Source organism: Nostoc sp. (assembly GCF_036917755.1).
GTDB lineage: Bacteria > Cyanobacteriota > Cyanobacteriia > Cyanobacteriales > Nostocaceae > Nostoc.
Window position 1 is genome coordinate 72,565 of the sequence record NZ_JBALFC010000109.1, and the last position, 17,933, is coordinate 90,497.

General features: G+C 39.8%; 16 protein-coding genes. 4 read left to right on the forward strand and 12 right to left on the reverse strand.

Features of this window, described 5'->3' with window-relative positions; translation table 11 throughout:
- Window positions 1–13: 13 nt before the first annotated feature.
- Window positions 14–388 (forward strand): hypothetical protein, encoded by a 375-nt coding sequence (locus V7L05_RS23890; protein ID WP_335167716.1) that lies wholly within the window; start codon window positions 14–16, stop codon window positions 386–388.
- Window positions 389–474: 86 nt separating this feature from the next.
- Here the strand turns inward: V7L05_RS23890 and V7L05_RS23895 are convergent, their stop codons facing one another.
- From V7L05_RS23895 to V7L05_RS23935, 9 genes are all read right to left on the reverse strand, one after another.
- Window positions 475–1,503, reverse strand: a complete 1,029-nt coding sequence (locus tag V7L05_RS23895; protein ID WP_335167717.1) for an Npun_R2821/Npun_R2822 family protein — start codon at window positions 1,501–1,503, stop codon at window positions 475–477.
- A gap of 16 nt (window positions 1,504–1,519) precedes the next feature.
- Entirely contained in the window at window positions 1,520–2,410 is an 891-nt protein-coding gene (locus V7L05_RS23900) for an Npun_R2821/Npun_R2822 family protein (protein ID WP_335167719.1), read from the reverse strand.
- Window positions 2,411–2,413: 3 nt separating this feature from the next.
- Complete coding sequence (locus tag V7L05_RS23905; RefSeq protein WP_335167721.1) at window positions 2,414–3,394, reverse strand: Npun_R2821/Npun_R2822 family protein; 981 nt, start codon at window positions 3,392–3,394, stop codon at window positions 2,414–2,416.
- A gap of 3 nt (window positions 3,395–3,397) precedes the next feature.
- Window positions 3,398–4,357, reverse strand: a complete 960-nt coding sequence (locus tag V7L05_RS23910) for a glycosyltransferase family 10 domain-containing protein (protein WP_335167723.1) — start codon at window positions 4,355–4,357, stop codon at window positions 3,398–3,400.
- A 44-nt stretch (window positions 4,358–4,401) separates the two neighbouring features.
- Window positions 4,402–5,616: a glycosyltransferase family 4 protein gene (locus tag V7L05_RS23915; protein WP_335167724.1), complete on the reverse strand. Its 1,215-nt coding sequence runs from the start codon at window positions 5,614–5,616 to the stop codon at window positions 4,402–4,404.
- Window positions 5,617–5,681: 65 nt separating this feature from the next.
- A complete protein-coding gene (locus V7L05_RS23920; protein WP_335167726.1) occupies window positions 5,682–7,922 on the reverse strand; it encodes an ATP-binding cassette domain-containing protein in 2,241 nt (746 codons plus the stop codon).
- 296 nt (window positions 7,923–8,218) lie between these two features.
- Window positions 8,219–9,376, reverse strand: coding sequence for a glycosyltransferase family 4 protein (locus V7L05_RS23925; protein ID WP_335167728.1), 1,158 nt, complete (start codon window positions 9,374–9,376; stop codon window positions 8,219–8,221).
- A gap of 12 nt (window positions 9,377–9,388) precedes the next feature.
- Window positions 9,389–10,432 (reverse strand): glycosyltransferase family 2 protein, encoded by a 1,044-nt coding sequence (locus V7L05_RS23930; protein ID WP_335167730.1) that lies wholly within the window; start codon window positions 10,430–10,432, stop codon window positions 9,389–9,391.
- A 75-nt stretch (window positions 10,433–10,507) separates the two neighbouring features.
- A complete protein-coding gene (locus V7L05_RS23935) occupies window positions 10,508–11,515 on the reverse strand; it encodes a hypothetical protein (RefSeq protein WP_335167732.1) in 1,008 nt (335 codons plus the stop codon).
- A 374-nt stretch (window positions 11,516–11,889) separates the two neighbouring features.
- On the opposite strand from V7L05_RS23935, the gene gloB reads away from it, so the two are divergent.
- Window positions 11,890–12,663, forward strand: a complete 774-nt coding sequence (gloB, locus tag V7L05_RS23940) for a hydroxyacylglutathione hydrolase (RefSeq protein ID WP_335167748.1) — start codon at window positions 11,890–11,892, stop codon at window positions 12,661–12,663.
- Here gloB and V7L05_RS23945 read toward each other — a convergent pair.
- Entirely contained in the window at window positions 12,602–12,766 is a 165-nt protein-coding gene (locus V7L05_RS23945) for a histidine kinase (protein WP_335167733.1), read from the reverse strand. The genes gloB and V7L05_RS23945 overlap by 62 nt on opposite strands.
- Before the next feature lie 179 nt (window positions 12,767–12,945).
- Here V7L05_RS23945 and rplI point away from each other — a divergent pair, with 179 nt between their 5' ends.
- Both rplI and dnaB read left to right on the forward strand, forming a co-directional pair.
- Window positions 12,946–13,404: a 50S ribosomal protein L9 gene (gene rplI / locus V7L05_RS23950; protein WP_292771432.1), complete on the forward strand. Its 459-nt coding sequence runs from the start codon at window positions 12,946–12,948 to the stop codon at window positions 13,402–13,404.
- Between the two features lie 185 nt (window positions 13,405–13,589).
- Window positions 13,590–15,557, forward strand: coding sequence for a replicative DNA helicase (dnaB, locus tag V7L05_RS23955; RefSeq protein WP_335167735.1), 1,968 nt, complete (start codon window positions 13,590–13,592; stop codon window positions 15,555–15,557).
- Window positions 15,558–15,992: 435 nt separating this feature from the next.
- On the opposite strand, the gene V7L05_RS23960 is transcribed toward dnaB, so the two are convergent.
- A complete protein-coding gene (locus tag V7L05_RS23960) occupies window positions 15,993–16,706 on the reverse strand; it encodes an NADPH-dependent FMN reductase (RefSeq protein ID WP_335167737.1) in 714 nt (237 codons plus the stop codon).
- Between the two features lie 12 nt (window positions 16,707–16,718).
- Window positions 16,719–17,516, reverse strand: coding sequence for an SDR family NAD(P)-dependent oxidoreductase (locus V7L05_RS23965; RefSeq protein ID WP_335167740.1), 798 nt, complete (start codon window positions 17,514–17,516; stop codon window positions 16,719–16,721).
- Between the last annotated feature and the right edge of the window lie 417 nt (window positions 17,517–17,933).

A 17,933-nucleotide genomic window follows, 5' to 3' on the forward strand; every position in this document is an offset into this window, starting at 1 on the left:
ATCAGGAGTTTTGATGTACTATTTTCCTGTGCAACCGCCTTATTTTCTGTTACTTGTCGGCTTTCTGGCAGCATTAACTTCTGGTTTGGCATTATCTGGTACTTTGAAAGTAATTATGCAGAAATGGCCAAGCGAACGCACAGAAAATACTAAACCGCGTTCCTCACTGAAACAATTACTTGTGCCATTTATTGGCATAACTGGCGGTACTTCTCTATTTCTGTCTTCAGGCTTAGAGATATTTGGCTTTCCCTCCTCTCTAGCTTTAGGAGTCGGTCTACCAATTAGTCTGCTGACTTGTTTGTTAGTGTGGTTGCAGCTGGGAAGTATGATGACCTTTATAGAACGCGAAGGTATGCAATCTTTAGATTTAGATTCTTTTTCTTAGAATGGAGTAGAGAATTAACAATTCAAAATTCAAAATTGTTCGCGTAGCGTCTCTAGAGAAGAGAGTTTCAGACTCTTCTCTAATATCTATTTAGCAATTCTATGCTTGAAATTGCGGTACTTTAGCTTAATATTATTGACTCTTTGCTGAAGAAAACTGATAGTAGACTTTTGCATCAGCATCAGCTGGCTTGGGCGGGTAAAGCTTTGAGGACGTTTTTCAGGCGATTTTAAATAGCGATAATATAAGAAAACATCGCGGTAAGGAATATCAACATCTTCACCCCCACAAAGCCTCGTAAAAGCTGAAGAAGATATACTCATATAGTGTAAGTATGTCAACCTCCGCCCTTGGTCGTATAAAATATTATCTACCACATCAAATTGAGAAGCCCAATGGCAACCAGTCGCTGTACCGTGATGAGCATAATTGTAGTAAGAAATTCCACTACGTAAAACTAAATAGTTGAGAACTGTTTGATCGGAATCTGCCCATGCCAGCGCATCAGCTTCACCTGCTTCTAAGTTTTCTAATAGATTGGCTAAATTAGCATCGTCAAAAACCCCCTTTTTAGAAGCAAACCAACCAGAACAAAAAACGTTAGTGCTGATATTTTCTATATGAAAAATCTCTTTTAGCTTATTTTCTGGCCAGTTGAAAATATAATTCAAATCGGATTTATATTGAAAGTCATTCGTAATCCAATCATATTCATCCAACTTTTGATAAACATCATCGAGTGATTTCATCAACAGCGTATCTCCGTCAAAGAAGATAAACTTGTCAAATGGGCCATCTAGACAGCAAAGTTTTCGATGCCTTTCTATGCGATAATTATCTGGCAACCCATATTCTTGCCACAATTTTAACGCTCTTGGGTGAGCTTTCCAGATACGAGAGCCAAAGTTCTCCCAGTAGGCTATGGAATCAGAATTTTCAAATAAAGTGACATTATCTCTAGATGCAATCTCTGCCTTTACTTTGTCTAACTGATTATTATATGGAATTACACAAACAGGAATTTCTCTATCAGCATTAGCTTCTATACTATTGAGTAACGCCACTAATTGGTCATACACAACATCATTCGCTAAGACGTAAATGCCATCGCTCATTTGGATACTCCTAATATTAAGTACGGGCAGCAACAAAGGGAAATAAACGGCGAGTTAGTTTGGAAATGAAAGCGAATTTACCCTCATGAAGATAGCGATAGTGTTCCCACAATTGCCAATAGGGACTACCACTTTTCATCCGCGTACCAGCCCAGTGGAGATATTTTAGTCGTTGTCCTCGGTCATAGAGGGCGTAGTCTTGCTGTTGGAAATTTTGCGAACCCGCCCAACTACCAGGCCCTCCCCCAGGAATTTTGACGAGATTTCCACGTTTAGAAATTAGTTTGAGAACAAGATAATTTAAAATTGGTTGGTCTGTAACTCCTTCAGAAAAATCAAAATATTCTCGATGCACTGCACACTCGTGCAAAGCTTCATCCATCTGTTGTTTGGTAATAATTCCTTTTCTCGAAGCCCAAAAGCCGCTATTGAAAACGTCTTGAAGTTGGGCATCAGAAAAAATTTGCTGCTCTTTCACAAATGAGGAAAAGATATTTCGCAGCTTGTCATTAGCATGGTGGTAATCACAACAGAAAAAATCGACTTCTGAAAGTTTGTCTAAATTGTCGGCGATTTTTTCAAAAACGACAATATCCGTATCAATATAAATAAACTCATCTAAAGGGCCAAACCACGCCACCAGTTTACGCATTTTGTTGGGTAAGGCGAGGAAATCTCGATCAAAAATTTCTCCGATGCGTTTGGTAAATGTATCAATAAGTTCTAAATCTGGGAAGATTTGGACGTTGTGTAACGTAGCAAGCTGTTCTGCTACCTTGTGATAATTTTCATTAAAAGGTATGAGATAAACAGTCACTTCTGGGTCATAGTAACGAATGCTATTGAGTAAAGCGATCGCATTATCAATAACGCGGTCATTGGCAACTATATAAATGCCTCGACTCATAAATTATCCTTGGTTAATTAACTTAAGTTTTCGCAAAGCTCTTGTAAATAAATTTGGTGTTGGAACGTCATTATAATCCTTAGGAGGATTTTTAAAGACTGGATGCTTCTCTGGCTCGTGTAAATAACGATAATAGAGAAATAAATCTCGATAGGGAAACTCAAGATTTTCTCCTGCACAGACTGCTTGATTGATATTAGGAGGAATCCCAATGTAATGAAGGTAAGTTAGTCGATTACCTTTGTCATAAAGAAGATGTTCTCGTTCCTCGAAATGCCTAGATGTGGCAGAACATCCTGTTGTTTTATTATCTGGCAGTTGGCGAGCAAAGTTATAAATAGAAATATTAGACCTCATTACCATATAGTTAATCAGTGGCTGTTCGCCAGCACCAGCATACAAAATTTCCGCCTCACCATTTTGTAAATGGGATATCAGCCAATCTCTTCGTTCTGAGTTGAATATTCCCCGTTTTGCGCCATAGAAGCCTGAGCAAAATATTTCGGAATCAATGCGTTTTTGCTCGAAAATTTCTAGTAATTTTGGAGAATTAACATTATATATTTTACTAACGTCTTTAAATTGAAAATCATAGACAACAAAATCATAACTATCTAGCTTTTGAAACACCGCTTCCAGTGAGTTCATCACCAAAGTGTCTGCATCTAAATAGATAAACTTATCGAATGGTCCATCAAAAGCGCAAAAACGACGGTGAGCGCCATACAAACGGGATTTACTGCGATTCAATCGTTCTGGTGCTGCTGTGAGCATAAATTGATCCCAGCGATCGATTGATTCTTGATTATCGTAAAGAAATACATTAGGGCGTTTAGCTATTTCATCAGCAATTCGCTGTGTCTGATCATCGAAAGGATAGATACAAACAGGAGTTTCTGAACCCAAGTTAACATCAATACTGTTGAGCAAAGCCACCAGTTGATCGAAAACATAATCATTGCCAAGGGTACAAATACCATTCATAATTTATGAGTGTTGAGCAACAAAGTTTGACAACCAGTTAAGCAGGTTTAATTTACGTAAAATGATTTGACGTGCTTCTGCGATCGCATCTTTAGCAGCATACCAAGCATCAGGTGTAGCTGTCACTTCTTGGATGTAGGCAATGCCTTTTTCATCTAAACTGGGCAACCGCAAAAAACTACCGGGTGGCAATAATTTATCAGCAGCCGGCCCACCATAATAAATTGGTAGACACCAAGCCAGCAAACTATCCCAAAGTTTCTCACTCACATACCAACTATTTTCTGCATAGTTTTCAATTGCCAGATTGTAGTGGTATGGTGCCATTCCATGCCATTTGTGACCAAGTTCACCTTTTGTTGGCGACCATGCAGGTAAGTCCCGCCCATACAAATCGAACTTAGTGCCGCTAGCTTGCAATAATTTCAAAAAGTCTAAGCGCTGGCGATGGTTAGCTGTCCGGTTAATTCCCGAAGTAATCCAACTGCATGGAGCAATTTTTTCCGGCGTTGGCATTTCATTTAAATCCTCAAATGATTTGGCATGATACCAAATAGCAGGCATATAATCGGGATTGGGCGCAAAGTCATCGGGGCCGGAAACATGACCACAATACTTTTGAGCTTCCTGATAATTCCGCTTACTTATTTCTACAATCTCATCTAAGGGCGGTTCGCGGAGAAAATAAATAATCCGCTCTTTCGGCACACCACATAATAGAGATTCTATATTTATTTCTGGTTTCTGTTGTCGTTTACGAACAATATCTAACCAAGATGGTTGTGGTGATGGTTGGGGAAAATCAAACTGATATAGCAACAAAAAGTCTGGCTTTTGGGCTATTTTCAACATTTGGATGTTGTCCCAAACCCCAAAAGAGTGTGGGGTTTGTTGCCATAACCAATCTCTGGTTTTAGCAAGACCTGAATAGCTGCTAATCATCCCAACAGTTTTGATAGTCATAAATCCTATTTATTTGTAGTTAGTTTTCAGTTAATTTTGTACCGTTACCCCAGAATTGGTGGACGCTGATCTTCTTCTAGGTAGCTTAATATTTTGGTAATTCTATTCTCCCAAGAAAATTGCTGGGCAAAATCTATACTAGCTGCATAACCCTCTATTTTTCGGGGATAGACTTCTAAAGTATGTTGAATAGATTGGGCAAGTTTATCCGGGTTATCTGGTGTACACCAACTGGCAATTAAAGGAGATGTCTTGAATTCCATTAAAGGTGGAATCTCAGTTGCAACTATAGGAGTGCCAGCAGCCATATACTGAAAAAACTTAACTGGATTTGTGAAATCTGCTGATTTCCCAGCGCAGTGAGGATGAACCAAAATATCAGCTGCTTGAAACAAGCTAACTAATCGTTCCCGTGGAAGTATCCAGCCTAAGAATTTAACGTTTTCTACATTTTTATCTCTGGCTATTTGTTGATATGCTTGTACTTGTGCTTCTGTACCTCCTGTAATGACAAACTGAATTTCTGGCAATTCTTTAGCAGAATCAATTAAGAGATCAACACCTTTGAAAGGATACAAAGCGCCGGAATAGACAACTAAATGCTTACGTCCATTTATGAGCAATTCTTGACGCCATGTTTCGGCTTCTTGGGGCTGCCTGACTGAAAATGATTGATTGAATCCGTTATGTAGCCAAACGACTTTTTCCGGTGGCATTCCATATTCTATTAAGCTTTGCCGGATGGGTTCCGACTGAGTTATGGCTATTTTAAAGTAGGGACTGTAAACGATTTCTGACTCAAATTTTTGGTCTTGAAAGTAGTGACGTTCATAGATAGTAGGAATCTTATTTTTGACTGCGGCTTTGACAAAGTTCCAATCTCGCGTGTGAACAACTTTAGTATTAGGGCGGATATGAATCGGTAAATAATATTTGGTTACTACTGTACTGGAGTTAGTAAATTTACCACCTATTTTATCAATAGGCCAAGGCATTGGCAATGGAGCAATTTTGAGCTTTTCTTGAACATCGTAAAATTCTATAAATTCTCTGCCGGGTCTTTTGGGTTGATAAGGATAAATTAACGATAGTAGATTAACAGAATGTTTTTTATCTGGATAGATTAAAACTGAAGAATAGCCTAAGTTAGCTGCTGCATTGGCACAAAGAACATCATGAATTTCGTGTGCTGTGTCTGGTTGTAGTGATGGCTCTCCAGTGTAAAAAATATATTGATTTTTTTTTAAATAATTTATCATTGTTTTGGATGATAGGTTTTTCCAGATTATGGTAAAAATACTTTTGTTAATTGCATTAACTAAAATTAAACTCTATCCTCAAAAAGCTTTAATGTATCTAGTAGGTAAATAGCAGAGTGATAAGATTCTGCAATTAATCGATTTTGTTTTTGGGGTTCAGATTCTAATTTATCGACTAGCAAGTGCAGAGAGATCAGGAGGGGATAGAGACGTGTGTGAAACTCATTCGAGATATAACTAAAGTTTTGATACTGGTTATTTTCATTTTGATTTTGGTTTATATCTGACGAAAACTGCTGGTTAATTTTCAGATTAACCACATCGCCGAAGACATCAATAGCGTTGAGAATTCTTAAGGCTGAATTGTATGATTCCTCAATTAATTCCTGCCGCTCTTCGGAATTGTCTACCAGATCATCAACTAATAGTCCGAGGAAACCAATCATTGAGTTAAGCCTTGTCCGCAGTTCGTGAGAAATTTGGTTAAAGCTGGGATTAGTTCTGGTGGAAATTTCCGGCTGATTAGTAAATTGCATTGAGTAGAGGCGTGAGTAGTAACTACCTTTTTGTAAAAGTTGTTCATGGGTGCCGATTTCTACTACACTTCCTTGGTCTAAGACGGCGATTTGATCGGCTTTTTGGACTGTGGAAAGGCGGTGAGCGATTACTAGGGTGGTGCGATCGCGGCTTAGGTTATCGAGTGCAGATTGTACTAAACGTTCGGAAACTGTATCTAAAGCGCTGGTGGCTTCATCTAAAATCAGAATTTCGGGATTTTGGAGTAGGGCGCGGGCGATCGCTAATCTTTGTCTTTGTCCACCAGATAGCATCACGCCGCGATCGCCAATCTGCGTATCAAATCCCTGAGGTAATTTGCTAATAAACTCATAGGCATTTGCTTGCTTTGCGGCTGTGAGAATTTGATCATCACTAGCCTCTGGTCGTCCATAAGCGATATTGTTCCGCACCGAATCATTAAAGAGAAACGTATCTTGACTGACAATTCCCATCGCCTTCCGCACTGATTTCAAATTGAAATCTCGCAAATCTATTCCGTCTAGAGTAATACAGCCAGATGTGGGGTCATAAAATCTCGGTAATAGGTCTGCCATTGTTGATTTACCAGCACCAGAACTACCCACCAAAGCTAGAGTAGTACCGCGTGGTAAATATAAATCTACATCTTGAAGTACTATATTTTTATGATTAGGGTAGGAAAAACAGAGATTCTTAAAATGTACTCCCTCTTTTAATTTCTCATAAGGAATCATCCCGCTACTCATGAACGGCTTATTATCTTGTCGTAAAAAATCAGCAACAATATCCACGCTGGAAGCAGTATTAGCAAAGCTACTCCGAAGAGTATTTAACTGAGAAATAAACGGTAGTAGTCGCAATAGCAACAATAAATATGTAATCAAAACGGCTGAGACTGAAGTAATCTCGTTGGCAAATAAGGTGCGACCCAAAAAGACAATCACTATTAAGGCTATAATCCCCGTCACCTCGCTAACTGGTGTAATCGCCTCAGAATTCACCTGGGACTGAAAATCTGCTTTTTCTCGGTCACGAATTAGCTTTTGAATCCGTTTATATTCTCTGTCTTCATTTCCAGTTGCCTTTACTAGGCGAATTCCATTTAGCGTTTCTAACACAGAAATGGAATAAGCTTTAGACATCTCCGAAAACTGGGCACCAAAATCTCTTGAGCGGTAAATTGCATACTGATTTACTAACGTCACCAAAGTTAGTAACAGTGTAGTGGCAATGGTCAACTGCCAGGAAATTGACAGCAACAAAGCCACAAAAACTAAAATCGTAATTGCCAGTATGATTAACCTGATCACACCCCCTATAGCACTAGCAGCACGACTAACTTCTCCCCCAAGGCTGTTGATTAGATCACCAACCTTCATTTTGCTGTAATAATCTATGTCAATATCTAGTAATAACTTCAACCCGGCTTCTCGCATATCCGATGTCAACGTCCGCGTTAAAGAACTCGACACCAAACTACCGATATAGCTAGTTAAATTTTTTAAAACAATTGTAAATATAATTGAGCCAGCCATCACCGCTAGGCGGTAATTTTCTGGAACATGATCAAAGGGAGAGATAATAGCTTTAATAATTGGTGGAGCACCTGTTAAATTCACAGGTTGACCCACTATTTGAAGAATTACTGGGACAATCAGTGTCGTACCCACACCGTTAAATAAAGCGCTAGAAAACCCGAACAAGATTGTAAAAAATATTCTAGCTGGATAAGGTTTAGCAAATTTTACTAGTAGTTTGTTGTTAGACATTGGGAATTTAGATTAGAAATTTATAATTTGATAGCGGCAAGAAAAAATGTTATACATACAACTTCTATCAATCCAGAGCTATTCTTACATATTGATATACTACGCCTGTGACGAGATTTTCAATTGAGTTAAATCTAGATTAGGGATTTCCAAGAAATAAATTATCCAAATAAACGAACCATTCCAGACGCAGAGAACACAGAGAGAGGAGAAATAGAGAGGATTTTTGCTTCAGTTTTGGGATATTTTTTTATTTGGAAGTCCCTTAATCATAGGTTTATAATCATGCACTATCTTCACAAACGAGAAATTAACTCAGATAAGGTAAATGCCATAGCTTCTAAGCTGTACTTTTCTAAACATCTTTCTCTAGCCTTTCTACCTCGCTCTTTTGCTTGTTCTACATCGGCAAATATCAGTTGAATTTGTGTAGCAATTTGTTGGGGACAACTAGGATCAACTAAATAACCAGTTTCTGCTAAAATTTCGGGAATGTCTCCCACTCGTGTGGATAACACAGGTTTAGCCATTGCCATCCCATCTGTTAACTTTAGAGGAAATTGGGCACGAGCAATTACGCTATCTCGCTGGGGAACAACTACAACGTGAGCAGCTGCTACAACCTCAGGCATAACCTCTACAGGACATTTTGGCAACTTGATAATCCAGCGTCCCCATTTGTGAATCAGCTGCTCATCATAATCATCATAAGGACTGCCTCCCACAATTACCAATTTTAAATCTTGCTGATTCAACTGATCTAACGCTATTAAGACATCTTCAACTCCCTTGTGAGGTCTTGGCGCACCAGGAAACATGAGAACTCGATACTTTGTCAAACCATAACGCTCTCTGCTGACCTCTGGGTTATATTTCTCAGGGTCAAACATGGCGGTATCTTTGCCATTAGGTAAATAAACACCTCCAAAGCGGTTTTGAAGAAACTGAGTATCTATCGTAATCCCATTGGCACGAGATACTAAACTTTCCATCCACTGGAGATAAAGTGGATGATCGGGAAATCTCAATGCACCATTTTTTTTTAAAATGTCCCTGCCAAATTGCTTAAGACTGGCGCGATACTTCCATTCAAAACCTCCATGCCAGCTAAGTTCCCAGTCATCCATATCTAAAAGCAAAGGACGACGACTAGCTAATTTATGCAGTAGCGACACACCAAAACTTGTCGGTTTAGGTTTGACTGCATAAATAATGTCCCCATCTAGTTTTTGCCAAAGTTTTTTAGCTGAAGTAAAAAACTCAGGATAGTTTGTACCATCAATAGCAACTACTGGTATCCCTACTGGAGGAATCGCATATAATTCCTGACCAAATAAAAATCCGATAATCTCAACTTCATAATCGATTTTTTTTAGAACTTGAGCTAGTAAAAACGCTCGAACTGAGCCTCCTCCAGACAAGTCACTCACAACTAACGAAACTTTCCCTTTCATATATTAGTTGCTTTATTCACTACTGATATAACTACTTTTTGGCTTTTTAAACAAGTTGATGAACTGGGAAAAAAGCGAGATGATTTTTTGCGATCGCGGGCCTCTATATTTTTCATATAATACAAAACTAGGAATAATTAGCCGAATTTGATAAATTAGCTTGAGTAAATAGCTATGATTAACTTTGATTTTTCTGTTTAATAAGTAGAAAGGAGGGGAAAACATTTTAATTAGCCGAGCAAAATTATCTTGCTCTTTTTCTCTAATTGCTTCTTTAAGCAAAAAATCTATACCTACTTGGCATAAAGGGATTAAGTCATGATGCTTACTACACACTGTCTCGTATAACAAAATATAATAAGCTTTCATATAAGACCAGTTATTAGTTCTATTAGATTGATGTTTTGTATAATATGCTCCCATCATCGGTGTGTAGACAAAATTAACATTGGCAATTAAAAGGTCTATGGTAAAATCTCTATCTTGCAGAGCTTTTAGGCGCTCATCAAATATTTTTTTGTCCTGCACATCTCTACTCATCAATAGACATTGCTGAAGTAAGGGAAATGGAGAATCAGCTAGAAAATCAGGGATGAGTAATCGCTCAATCAATTGCTCTCTTGATAAAGAACCAACTATATTTTCCTGTCTGTTGATAATTTGCTGTTCTCTGTCTATAAATACCCGTTCATAATCTGTATAAAAAACAGTATTTTTTTGAACATCCAAGGCACTTAAATGATCTAATTGAAACTTAATTTTATCTTCGTGAATCCAATCATCTCCATCTAGAAACTGAATCCACTTACCTTGTGCCTGTTTAAAGCCAAAATTCCGACTTGAAGATACTCCGCCATTTTCTTTATAGAAGTAGCTGACTCTTGAATCTAGACTGATCAATTGTTCAGCAACTTCTTGTGTATTATCAGTAGAGCCATCATCTACCATAATACATTCAAGGTCAGTAAATGTTTGTGATAGTACGCTTTTAACTGAGCGTTCTAGGTAGCTGGCTTGATTAAAACAGGTAACAACGATTGAAACAAGTGGAGTCATTGATTAAACACTCTTCTTGTTGAAAAGGTATAGTTCAAAATTCACGCCGGAGAAAATTAAGTATTGGGAAATAAACTAAGTTGGTATTTTGATTAAGATATTGGCACGCTGCAAGTAATATTTGAGGAGTGCTGTATAGATGCGATCCATTGATGGCAATGCATACTTTTTCTCAGGTTCACCGTCATGTGAACCCCAGATTACTGGGAAAGGATTTGGTTCCCAGACAAGGAGGTTTCTCTGTTCGTCATAGCTGTAATCAAAAGCCATAAAATCAAAACCTAATGCTTTGCGTGCCTGCTGCAAAAGATGATGATTGGGGTCTTCTCCACTGAAATAAGCAATTTCCTCTGCTATTATTGATTCATTAATTACGCGATTATCGTTGTCGCGTACTTCCCAAGATTTGGAAACCATTAAAGGGCCAGGGATACCTTCATCTCCCATAGCGAAGTAGCGATACTTACGATACAGACCATCTTCTCCCTTAACATCCAGAAATTCTACTGCAATCGGGGCAAGCATCTTTTCAAAAGGGATGTTTTCCAAGTCATCGAGATTTTGGACGAAAAAGATTTGGCAGCCATGCACCCAGTCTTCACGAATAAAGAAGGGAGTTGATAATCCTCCTTGTGTCTTTTTGAAAGTTTCTACATCAGTAATCGGCACTGTTTTAGCGGTGCGAATGCCCTCTACGCTACCAATCTTCTGTGCTGCCAGTGATTTAATTGAATTTGAGAGGTTATCAATGGAATTAACAATGGGAATGTTGCGTTTTTTGCATTCTGCTTCTATTGGCTGGGCATATTGATAAATATGCGGAAATCTTTCTTTGAGGGGATCTTGTAGCCAAGGTATAAATAGTGCATAGCGATCCCAGTCATTTATCTCACAAGGGAGATAATGAAGTTCAAATAGATGTGCTGCCTCAGGTACATTTTGACTAACCCAATAAAGAAAGTAGTCATTGTATGTAGACTGGTGATCTGCCTGTCGCACAACAAGGATGCGCTGAGGATATCGGACGTTGTTCACGGCGTCCCGAATTGCTGAAATTATCTGTTGCCGAAATTCTTTGTACATAGAGGGTTTGTGACGTTAATATAGTCCTGGATGAAATTTTGATCAGATCTGGGATATTTGGCGCTAAAAATCTTAGTTGATTTATTGACAAAACTTTCTCAGTGTTATTATTCGATAAATAAGATTTTATAGACTAGAAAATGGTTTTAATATAGGCTATCTCTTACTTTTGAAGTTTTTCAGATAACGAGGAATCAGCCTTTAATTTGTCATCAATTATGGTAAAGGGTATATTTTTAGTTAACCCTAGATATCAAGTTTGAATAAAAGCCTAAATAAAGCTAACGTCATATTGGCTAGTTCGTCTACCGAAATTTCACATATAAATGATATTTTTTGATACTGAATATCTACTCATAACAGAGGCAAAGGTAATGCAGGTAATCCGTCTTGAGGCACTCTCAGACAACTATATATTTTTGCTGTACGATGCACAACAACGTATTGCGGCTGTTGTCGATCCAGCTGAGGCTCAACCAGTATTAGAGAAACTGGCAGAATTAAAAGCTGAGTTGGTAGCAATTTTTAACACGCACCACCATAACGATCATGTGGGTGGCAATAAGCAGTTAATAGGAGAATTCCCCCAAGTGATAGTTTACGGGGGAACCGAGGATCGTGGTAGAATTCCGGGACAGCAACTGTTTTTGCAAGAAGGCGATCGCGTCCAGTTTGCAGACCGCATAGCTGAAGTTATCTTCGTTCCCGGACATACCCGCGCTCACATCGTTTACTACTTCCCCTCCGAAAAAGTTGGTGAGACAGGCGATTTATTTTGCGGCGATACCTTATTTTCTGGCGGTTGCGGTCGCTTGTTTGAAGGAACGCCGACCCAAATGGTGGATTCTTTAAGTAAACTGCGATCGCTACCCGATGATACACGCGTCTGGTGCGCCCACGAATACACCTTGAAAAATCTCCAATTTGCCCTAACTGTGGATGGGGACAACGCCGACTTACAAAGGCGCTTCAATGAAGTGAAGGCTTACCGTAGTCGAGGAGAAGCTACCATACCCTCACTGCTGGGAGTGGAGAAGCGCACCAATCCCTTTTTACGTTGGGATCAGCCATCATTACAATTAACTGTTAAGAGTAGAGATGGAGTGCAAACCTTTGCGCGGATACGGGAAATGAGAAATAACTTTTAGGCATAGGGCATGGGGCATTGGGCATAGGGCATGGGGCATAGGGCATTGGAGAAAAGTCCATCTCCCTCATCTCCCTCATCTCCCTCATCTCCCCACTCCCCACTCCCTCATTCCCCCATTCCTCCAACTTTCTAGCGCTAATAGTTGCGATCGCACCCTTCCTTTCGCTACGATCTGTAAGCTTTAGGGTATAGGCAAAGAAGCTTGGAATACAGCAGTGACATTGTGAGCTATCTTACCCAAGCCCAAATTAATTAGATTTTACAGGAAAAACGAAAAACGATGGCGAAACGTGTGCAGTTAGTTTTAAATCAGGATATCAGCAAGCTGGGAAAATCTGGCGACTTAGTGGAAGTAGCTCCTGGCTACGCTCGTAATTATCTGATTCCCCAGAAATTGGCAACCAATGCCACTCCTGGTATTCTCAAGCAAGTAGAACGCCGTCGTGAGCAAGAGCGTCAACGGCAATTAGAACTCAGACAACAAGCTCTTGAGCAAAAAGAATCTTTAGAAAAAGTTGGCAGCTTGACAATTGCCAAGCCAGTTGGTGAAAACGAAGCAATTTTCGGTACTATCACCACCCAAGATGTTGCAGATGCAATTAAGGCAGCTACGGGTCAAGAAATTGATCGGCGTGGCATTACCATCCCCGATATTAACCACCTTGGTACTTATCAAGCCGAAATTAAGCTGCATTCGGAAGTAGCGGCGCAAGTGGATATTCAAGTAGTCGCTAGCTAACTCAGGAGGGGATGAGGGGGATGAGGGGGATGAGGGAGATGAGGGAGATGAGGGAGCAAGGGAAGTAAAGGTGAAAATAACTCTTAACTCCTAACTCCTAACTCTTAAGCCTAACTCCTAACTCTTAACCCCTAACTCTTAACTCCTAACTCCCGACTAGCTTTAATCTCAAACTAAAATCGTTTATGGCTGAAGAATTGAGTTTTCAAGGCGATGGTAGCGATCGCCTCCCACCACAAAATATTGAGGCGGAAGAAGCGATTTTGGGGGGTATTCTACTAGATCCAGAAGCGATTAGTCGAGTTAGCGATCGCCTCCTTCCCGAAGCTTTTTACATTAGCGCTCACAAAGATATTTATCAAGCAGCTGTGAGGCTCCATGCTCAAGGTAAAGCCACAGACTTGCTCTCAGTCACAAGTTGGCTGACTGACCATGATATCCTTGCCCGCATTGGTGGCAGAAATAAGTTAGCAACTCTGGTAGACCGCACAGTGTCAGCCGTGAACATCGACGCCTTAGCAGGGTTAGTCATGGACAAATACCTGCGGCGGCGCTTAATAAAAGCTGGTAATGAAATTGTACATCTTGGTTACGAGACAGAAACCGAATTACCAATTGTTTTAGATCAGGCAGAACAGAAAGTATTCTCAGTTACTCAAGAGCGTCCCCAATCGGGTTTAGTTCATATTTCTGATACTCTAATTAATAATTTCCAGGATATTGAAGATCGAAACCAAGGCATCGCCTTACCTGGGATTCCCTGCGGATTTTACGATTTAGATGCCATGACCGGCGGCTTTCAGCGTTCTGATTTGATTATTGTCGCTGCTAGACCTGCAATGGGAAAGACAAGCTTTTCGATGAATATTGCACAATATATTGCCAATTACGAAATTATTATCAAGCGTGATCACATTGACGAGCGGAAGAAATTACCAGTTGCTATTTTCAGTTTGGAAATGTCCAAAGAGCAACTGACGCAACGTCTATTAGCTAGCGAAGCGCATATTGAAAGTAGTTATCTGCGGACTGGACGCCTGAGCCAAACACAGTGGGAACCTTTAAGCCGTGCTATTGGTATCCTTTCCGAGATGCCGATTTATATTGACGACACGCCGAATATTACAGTTACACAAATGCGTAGTCAGGCAAGAAGACTGCAAGCAGAACAAGGAATACTTGGTTTGATTGTAATAGATTACTTGCAATTGATGGAAGGAGCAGGCGATAATCGAGTTCAAGAATTATCAAAAATTACACGTCAACTCAAAGGTTTAGCGCGTGAATTATCTGTACCAATTATTGCTTTATCTCAGTTGAGTCGAGGGGTGGAAGCACGCACTAACAAGCGTCCGATGTTGTCAGATTTGAGAGAGTCGGGTTGTTTAGCAGGCGATAGTTTGGTGACATTACCAGATAGCGGACTGCAAGTACCAATTAGGGAATTAGTAGGTAAATCTGGTTTTGCAGTTTGGGCGTTGAACGAAGCTACAATGCAGCTAGAAAAGGCAATTGTTAGCAATGCTTTTTCCACAGGTACGAAGCCTCTGTTTACTTTAACAACTCGATTGGGTCGAAAAATCCGTGCCACAGGTAATCACAAGTTTTTAACAATTAATGGCTGGAAAAGACTTGATGAATTAACTCCTAAACAACATCTATGTTTACCAAGACATCTCCCCAACCCTGGTAAACAAACTATGACTTATGCTGAGGTTGCATTATTAGGACATTTACATTCCTCTATTGGAGTTTCGTATTGTGGCTCTACTCTTTACAAGGTAAATTTAAGTCGAGAAGAAGCTCTAAAAGTCGGCAACTTTGTTCAATCATCTAAACTGGTTACTCTTGCCAAAAGTGATGTTTATTGGGACGAGATACTTTCAATTGAATATAGTGGCGAGGAAGAAGTCTTTGATCTTACGGTTCCTAGTTTGCATAATTTTGTTGCGAATAATATTATTGTTCACAATTCCATTGAACAAGACGCGGATTTAGTAATAATGTTATACCGTGATGAATACTATTCTCCCGATACACCCGATCGCGGGATTGCAGAAGTGATCATAGCTAAACACCGCAACGGGCCTACAGGTACTGCGAAACTGTTGTTCAATCCACAATTTACAAAGTTTCAAAATTTAAAAATTTAGCCAGATCAAATAATTATTGGACTTACTTACATATTGACAATAAACACCAAATATGTAGAAGGTGAAAAACCACATCTTTCGTAAGGGTTTAGCATTGCTAAACCCCTACAGCATGGTCTATTTACGATCAAAGGATAATTAAGAAAAGCCTGAAACTCTACGCGATCGCAATCCTTTTGTATTGAGAGGAAAAGTGCGATCGCCATACACGACGGTTTCATCCATTTTTTCGATGCAGTGAGCAGTTAGATTTAGATAAGGATTTCTTTAGCTCCACATCTTGAGAATTAAGGGATTACTTGATTTTCATTACAAAGAGAGACGATCTGATTTACAAAAGCTTTGAGTTCTGGACAGGACTGAATAGCAATCATAAGATCATTGTCCTTCAAAATCTTTGTCCCATGAATGGCTAGAGGAAAGCAAAACTGGGACTTAAGTAACTGGGGTGGCTTCCACTTCACCAGTCTGGGCATTATAACTTACTTCCAGGACGGTATCCATTACATCTGCACCCATTCGCGCAGCTATTTCTGGGCAGGGCTTGCTGGCATGGGTGTTAACTTGGATACTATCTTTTTTCTCCAAGCTGACTTCTTGGCGCCCATATTTCAGGACAGTTGACATCCAAACTAACTCGTCCATAAACCTTTCCATGCGGCGAATGTAGGTTGGTTTGTCAATCAAATTGCCTGACTCATCAAATAGTTTCTGAACATTGCTAAAGTTGAGGTCATAGAAAATAGTCACTAGCCCCAATTCCCGCATTACAGGTAAAAGGTTTTGGATTACCCTTGTACCACCAAAAGGCCCCGCCGAAACGCCACACAGACCAACGGCTTTATGAATGTATTCTTTAAGGCAGGTGTCAAGTACGTGCTTGAGCAAACCCGGATAACCGTGGTTATACTCTGGTGTAACAATAATTAAGCCATCTGCTCGTTCAATCGTTGCAGAAAACTGAGGGTCTTTCAGGGATTCTCCGGCATCATTTGTAGCGATCGCCATATCTCTAATATCAATGAGTTTGGTTTCTAGGCGATCGCGTGCTGCAACCTGCTCAACAATAAATTTAGCAACATATTCACTTTGGCGACCTTGACGGGGAGTGCCAAGGATAACTGGAATAAATAGAGATGAATTTGGCATCGTTTTTTCTCCCTACTGTTCTTGATAATTCCAAAGCAGTCCACCATCCACAAAGAAAGTGCTACCTGTAATGTAGTCAGCATCATCAGAACTTAGAAACGCCACTAAAGAAGCAACATCGTGTGGTTGACCCAAGCGACCGAGAGGAATATTTTTTAATAACGCACCCAACTTTTCTGGGTCATTTAACAGCTTAGTATTAATCGGAGTTTCTATGGCTCCGGGCGCAACATTATTAATCGTGATCCCCAAAGCACCCAACTCAACAGCTAAGTTACGGGTGAGCATTTTTATCCCGCCTTTGCTAGCACAGTAAGATGTGAAATTGGGAAATGGTAGTTCTTCATGCACCGAACTAATGTTGATAATTTTTCCAGTTCGTTTAGTTTCAATCAGGTGTTGTACAAAGGCTTGAGTCGCAAAGAAAACGCCTTTTAAATTGACATTCATCACAGCGTCATAATCTGCTTCTGTAACATCCCAAAATGGTGCGTGTTTTTCAATGCCAGCATTATTTACCAAAATATCTAGCTTGCCAAAATGGTTAATACTTTCTGCAATCAGTTGGCGCACCTCATCAACACTGCCTAAATCTGCTTTAAGTGTGTAACCATGTGATTTTGGACACTGAGCCATGTGACAATTACCACCAATTGCTTCCACCTTTGCTAAAGTATCCTCTGCTCCTTCAGGGTGAGAGCGATAGTTAATCACAACATTTGCCCCTGCTTGAGCTAGACGCAAAACAATTGCCTGTCCAATTCCTTGACTACTCCCAGTCACTAGAGCAACTTTACCATCTAATTTCATAAATTTTCTCCTTGTGAATTGTAGTTAGTTTCTGATTAATTTTAACTGCTCAAGTTAGCAGCGCCAAAAGTAGCATTAAACTTGCGATACCAGATAGCGACAGAACTCTTAGCTGGAACTTTAAACTGACGTGAGTTCGATGAACCTCTCCTTCCCAGCCTCCCTCTCCGAAACGGAAAGGGAGGAGCAACGAAAAATTAAGCTTTTTACTCCCCTCTCCGCTTCGGAGAGGGGCTGGGGGAGAGGTCAAACAAGATTTGTCGAACTCACGTTAAACTGATTGTTGCTGAAATAATTAATCTAAGAATTATGGATATATAAGTAGGACTTACGCAACTGGCACAGCGCGATCGTAATCTAATAGTACAAGAGTATTACAAAGAGAGAATTTCTGTCATCGGCTCTTGCTCGAATTAG